This is a genomic window from Vibrio hepatarius, from assembly GCF_011806575.1.
GTDB classification, from domain to species: Bacteria; Pseudomonadota; Gammaproteobacteria; order Enterobacterales; family Vibrionaceae; genus Vibrio; species Vibrio hepatarius_A.
Genome location: NZ_JAATOO010000006.1, coordinates 216,425 through 222,426, shown reverse-complemented (window position 1 = coordinate 222,426; position 6,002 = coordinate 216,425). Strand labels below are relative to the sequence as shown.

General features: G+C 45.7%; 5 protein-coding genes and 1 pseudogene. 4 read left to right on the top strand and 2 right to left on the bottom strand.

Going from position 1 to position 6,002, the window contains the following annotated elements; genetic code table 11:
- Both HCZ42_RS06865 and HCZ42_RS06860 read left to right on the top strand, forming a co-directional pair.
- A pseudogene (locus HCZ42_RS06865) lies at window positions 1-258 on the top strand (NADH-dependent alcohol dehydrogenase); the annotation flags it as partial.
- A 66-nt stretch (window positions 259-324) separates the two neighbouring features.
- Complete coding sequence (locus HCZ42_RS06860; RefSeq protein WP_167419983.1) at window positions 325-972, top strand: lysoplasmalogenase; 648 nt, start codon at window positions 325-327, stop codon at window positions 970-972.
- 5 nt (window positions 973-977) lie between these two features.
- Here HCZ42_RS06860 and HCZ42_RS06855 read toward each other — a convergent pair whose 3' ends face one another.
- Together HCZ42_RS06855 and torS are read right to left on the bottom strand one after the other, a co-directional pair.
- Window positions 978-1,499 (bottom strand): GNAT family N-acetyltransferase, encoded by a 522-nt coding sequence (locus tag HCZ42_RS06855; RefSeq protein WP_167419982.1) that lies wholly within the window; start codon window positions 1,497-1,499, stop codon window positions 978-980.
- Between the two features lie 10 nt (window positions 1,500-1,509).
- Entirely contained in the window at window positions 1,510-4,398 is a 2,889-nt protein-coding gene (gene torS, locus HCZ42_RS06850; RefSeq protein WP_167419981.1) for a TMAO reductase system sensor histidine kinase/response regulator TorS, read from the bottom strand.
- A 122-nt stretch (window positions 4,399-4,520) separates the two neighbouring features.
- Here torS and torT point away from each other — a divergent pair, with 122 nt between their 5' ends.
- Window positions 4,521-5,489 carry a TMAO reductase system periplasmic protein TorT gene (gene torT, locus HCZ42_RS06845; RefSeq protein WP_254868908.1) on the top strand — a complete coding sequence of 323 codons (969 nt, stop codon included), beginning with the start codon at window positions 4,521-4,523 and terminating at the stop codon, window positions 5,487-5,489.
- A gap of 9 nt (window positions 5,490-5,498) precedes the next feature.
- Window positions 5,499-5,954 (top strand): methylglyoxal synthase, encoded by a 456-nt coding sequence (locus tag HCZ42_RS06840; RefSeq protein ID WP_053407613.1) that lies wholly within the window; start codon window positions 5,499-5,501, stop codon window positions 5,952-5,954.
- The last annotated feature ends 48 nt before the right edge of the window (window positions 5,955-6,002 follow it).

Below are 6,002 nucleotides of genomic sequence, written 5' to 3'. Positions count from 1 at the left end.
AAGTTGGAACAAATGGGCGTGAACGTATTTGATTTAGAAGCAGGCGACGACCTTGCACTGCGTACTATCGACGCGATTGAAAAGTTCTACCACTCTCTAGGTGTAGACACTCAATTTACCGAGTACGAGACAAACAAAGATGACGCTATCGAGTCTGTTATTAAACAACTTGAAGCGCACGGCATGACTAAGCTTGGTGAATGCGGCGCAATTACACCGGATGTTAGCCGTCAAATCTTAGCGAATGCTATTGCGTAGCTAACCGCCACTCATTACTCTAATAGCAGCAATTTATTGCTGCTTTTTTTTATTGAGACAGGAAATATGTGGTTAATTATCGTTTTACTGTGCGTTTTGCACGTATGGAGCATAGATAAAAAATATCGTTGGATCTTTTATCTATCCAAAGCGACACCTGTTTTCCTGATGTCGGCGCTTGTTTTAGTCGATAGCCCGAACTCACAAGATTATGCCTATTGGATTGGCGTGGGATTAATCGCGTCAGCCGTTGGCGATCTTTTCTTAATGCACCCCAAAGACAAGTTTATTGAGGGGTTAAGCTGCTTTCTGTGTGCGCATATTTTATACAGTTACGCGTTCTTCACCCAAATAGAACAACCTTTAACACTTTGGCTGCCTGCCGTGCTATTTAGTGTCGGCTTGATTGTTTATCTACTATTACTGCCAACACTCGATAACATGAAGTTGCCAGTTGCGGTATACACAAGTGCGATATTGATAATGGCGTGTGGAGCAACGGAAGTTTGGTTAGAGGCCGAACATCCGCTCGCTGCTTACGGAGCGATGGGCGCGTTTATATTCATTGTGTCTGATTTAGTGCTGGCTATTGACCGTTTTCGCACCACCTCAGCGTTTTCACGACATGTCGTCATGGTGACATACTATACAGCCCAAGTGTTACTGACACTTTCAGCACTAGGTATCTACAGGCCGACCTTAAGTATTGGCTAACGGATTTACACCTCAAAGCTGTAAATCAGATCGTCGTAGTCCATCCCACCAATCTGGTACGCATTGGGTTCACGCTCGCACAGTACAAACCCGACTTTTTCGAGCACTTTGCATGACGCGATGTTGCCATCGGTGACAATCGCATTGAACTTCTCGATCGGGAAATTGGCTTTTGCGTACTCGACCAAAGCTAAAAGCGATTCTGTACCAAAGCCTTTGCCATGATATTCGGGAAGCAGTAAATATCCGACTTCCACATACTCTTGCTGCTCTTCAGAACGACACAAACCCATCACGCCCATTGGCTGATTTGTTTCACGGTGAATAATGACGAGGCAAAGCCAATGCGTACTTCCCCATTCCCATTTTGGCAAACGGCTTTCGAAACGCGAGCGAATCTGTTCCGTCGTTGGTTTGTCAAACGCATATCGAATCACTTCTTCGTCTTCATGCAATCGCTCAAACAGCGGCCAGTCGCCCTCGTTGATACTACGCATAAAAAGGTGGGAAGATTCGATAATTGGCATAGAGAAGTCCTTATTCCATCAGTGCATCGAGCGCTTGCTTTGACGCCGATACAAGCTCAGTTAGCCGCGATTTGTTGTCAAGATAGCAAGATAGCGGTTCATTGTCTTTTTCAATCTGTAAACACAGATCAAATAATGCTAGTAGACCCAAACTCCCTGCAGAACCTTTCAGCTTATGTGCTAACTGTTTGATTAGCATATTATCCTGGCTTTGCTCGCCCGCCTGCATCTCACGTAGAATTTGCTCACTACCTTGGACAAACAGTTCGCCGATCTCGCGCATTTTGTCTTTACCCAGAATCGACATATCTGAAATCACGACACTGCTATCGATAACAGGTTGATTTGGGGCACTCTTTGGTTTGTTGACTGCCCCTTGGGGAAGTATCAGCTCTTGGCCTTGCAAACAGTTTTGGATCAGTAAACATAACGCGCCTTTATCCAGCGGTTTCGGTAAGTAACCATCAAAACCTGAAGAGAGATATTTCTCCACTTCTTCATTAAATACATGCGCCGACACTGCGACCATCGGTGTTGGGTTTATAGCGTCGATATCGGCCTCGATTGCGCGCAATTGAGGCAACAAACTCACACCATCGCAATCGGGTAAGTTAATGTCGAGTAACACGATATCAAAGCGCTGTTGTGCGAACTGTTCCCTCGCTTCTCGCCCATTTACCGCGGTCGTCACGTCATGACCCAAGCTATGTAGGAACCCTTCTGCGACCATGCAGTTGACTGGATTATCTTCAACCAATAATACTTTTGCACGAAGCTGGCTCTTGGTGACAACGTCACTGCTCTCAATCTCTTTGCCTATCGTTAATGGAACCGAAAACCAGAAACGGCTCCCTTCACCAACAATCGATTCAAGGCTTAGCTCACCGCCCATCGCTTGCACAAGTTTTCGACTTATAGCGAGACCAAGACCAGTGCCGCCTTTACTGCCAATTCCCGCCGAAGCTTGGGTAAATGCTTCGAACAATGTTTCTTGTTCCTGTTCAGAAATGCCCATTCCGGTGTCTGATACTTCAAACAGGATATTGCCATCGTGTTCTGGGTCGCTTGCCACATAGATATCAACGTGACCTTGCTCGGTGAACTTAATCGCGTTCCCTACCAAGTTGTTTAGCACCTGACTGATTCGGGTGCTGTCGCCAAACCAAAACTTACTTAGGTCACTTTCAATACACACACTTAAATCGATTTGCTTTTCTTGCGCACGGCTTGCCAATAGTTGCTTAACATCATCGACCATCGCATGAAGGTTAAAATCTACCGGCCTTATCTCTAAGTGCCCGGCTTCAATCTTTGAGTAGTCCAATACGTCGTTAAGGATTGCCAATAGCGTGGTACCGCTGCGGTTAATCACATCCACATAGTGGCTTTGTTGAGGGTTCAATCCTGCATCTTTGAGCAATTGCACAGTACCTAACACGCCGTTCATTGGTGTGCGAATTTCATGACTCATCGTTGCAAGGAACGCCGATTTGGCGCGACTCGCTTGCTCTGCTTCTTGTCTTGCTTGGGCGTGATTCACCACCTCTTCGTTCAAGCGTTCATTTGCTTGCTGAAGCTGCAATGTCCGGTCAGTGACCAACTCTTCTAAATGTTCTTTGTGTTGTTGCAGCTCACTCCTTGCTTTGGCCTCGCTTTCCGCTACAACTTTCAAGGCTTTTGCTGTGTCTCTCGCGGTAATGATTGCTTGCCCCATATGTGCCAGCTCGTCATTTCCTTTGATATTAAGATCCACCTGTAACTGCCCTTTAGCAATGGAGAGCAACGCCGACGAATACTCAGCTAAACGTTTGAGAACCGATACATAAACGACTTTCCAAACAATCAAGACGACGATCACTAGACCAAGCACGGTGATTATGGTCAGCGTTAACTGCGCGTACTCTAAGGTGGTTTTTAGCTCTTCCACCGCATGGGTTGTGGCAATGTTAGACTCATCGACCAACTGACTTACCGTGGTATTCAAAGTGGTGAACTGATCCAAGGTATCCTGCATTAACTGCTGAGCGGCTAAGTCATTATCGTAGCGTTGTCGCAGTACTTCAAACACGATCGTGCGCTTGTCTAAGTCATTTAATAGCTGAGTCATTTGAATCGAGCGTGTTGGGTCTTCAACCGCTTTCACCCGTCGCTTCATAATCGTTAAATTACTATCAAACTCTTGGTGAATGGTCTTGATACGGTCAATGTCCGACACTGTACGTACTTCTTCAATTTGATTAAGCATTTTAAACGCCAATAAATGAAGCTCGTGTAAACGTTCAGAGAGGTCCAAATCGACTTCGACCAATGTATCTAGCGCCTTGTATGCGCTTTCTGTCTGTTTTGTCTCGAGAAGGTCGTAGATGTGAGTGACATTGGCGACCGCAATCGTTGAGGTATTGGCGACTTGTGTACGCGTAAGGCGTTCAAGCTCTGAAGCGAGTTCGCGCATTTCTTTCGTGCGACCAGAAAGATCTTTCGCGAGGAACAACCGTTTCTCAACGACAATACCAAATTGCGCGAGAGTATCGATAACACTTTGCACATTAGCTTCTAGCTTACTCAGCAGCTGTGAGTCAAACGAGTCGGAACCCAATTGTTTAATGTGTGTGAGTAACGTTTCTAGCTGAGCAAATAACTCTTGTCCAGATTGTTTACGCTGTGCTTCTGTCTTTGCATTTGATAACACCTGAACTGAGGAAATGATCTTCGAGCTCAGCTCTGATACCTGACGAGCTTCGAGCATCGAAGGGATCGCTGAATTAACGACGTTTCTCTCGGTCTTAGCCACAGATTTGAAACCGAACACACCAATCAGCGCTGAACTTAGCACCAGTAAAGCCATCGCCAAAAAGGCAAACAACAGTTTACGTCCGATACTGGCTTTCGCTAATAACATCGAGATACTTCACTTTTTAACTCTGGTAGAATGCAGTATATTTTGCAGTGTTTACCCCTTATTTACCAATGAAATACCGTATGTCTTTGCGCTCAATTAAGAAAAAGCTTTCCACCGCGACAATGACCCTCGCTCTCGGTTTGTTGGTCGGTAATGCAAGCGCAGCTGAGCCTCCTCGCTTATGTGCTATATATCCTCACTTGAAAGATTCGTATTGGCTATCCGTTAACTATGGCATGGTCGATGAAGCGCGTAAGCAAGGCACTGATTTACGAGTGCTGGAAGCCGGCGGTTACATGAACTACGACAAACAAAAGGAACAATTGTCTTTGTGCGCCCGTTGGAACGCTGACGCCATCATCTTGGGTACTGTCGCACCCGAACTCTATGACAGTTCGTTACGCCAATACACGGGGGCTATTCCCGTTTTTGCCGCGGTAAACAAACTTTCACTCAATGAAGAAAACCAAGTCAACTTGAAAGGTGAAGTGGGCGTAGATTGGTACTGGATGGGCTTTTACGCCGGTGATTATCTTAAACAAAGCCACCCGTCAGGTTCAGGTATCACCAATATCGCGCTACTGCCCGGTCCTCGCTCTAGTGGCGGAACCAACCCCGTACTGAAAGGGTTTTATGACGCGATAAAACACAGCGACCTTCGCATTATCGACACATTGTGGGCGGATAATGACAAAGAACTACAAAGAAACCTTGTACAAAAAGCGATAGATAACGATGATGTTGATTATATTGTCGGTAGTGCAGTAGCCATTGAAGCGGCAATTAGCGAACTTCGCGCCGCGGGAAAAACCGAGCAAATTGGACTGGTTTCGACCTACTTGAGTCACGGTGTATATCGCGGCTTACTACGAGATAAAGTCGAATTTGCCCCAACGGACAAGATGGTCAAGCAAGGGCGCTTATCCGTACAACAAGCGGTTAGCTATTTAAGACATAAAGATTATCAACGCGTTAGTGCACCGAAAATTGAGCCACTGACGCCGAAGACACTGAATAAAAAGGTCATTGAGGATTCACTTTCTCCCTCTGAATATCGACCGACATTTTACGTTCATAACGAAAACAATTAGGAAGTCTGAATGGAAAAGACAATTCGTACCATCCCTGCACACAAGCACATTGCCCTAGTGGCGCATGACAACTGCAAGCCAGAACTTGTACGTTGGGTAAAAGAGAATAAAGATAAGTTACAACGCCACTTTCTATACGCGACAGGCACAACTGGCTCAATCTTAAGTAAAGAAACGGGTCTTGCGATCAAAAGTTTAATCAGTGGCCCAATGGGTGGCGACCAACAATTGGGGGCGCTGATTTCGGAAGGTAAAATCGATGTCTTGGTGTTCTTTTGGGACCCACTGAATGCCGTTCCACATGACCCAGATGTAAAAGCCCTACTTCGTATTGCAAGCGTGTGGAACATCCCTGTGGCAACCAACCGTGCTTCCGCTAAATTCCTATTTGAATCAAATCTCATGGAACAAGAAGTTGATATTGAAGTTCCAGATTACGAAGCATATTTAGCAAAACGCACTTAATAACCTAACAAATAAAAAACGCCTGCTTTCGAGCAGGCGTTTTTGTTA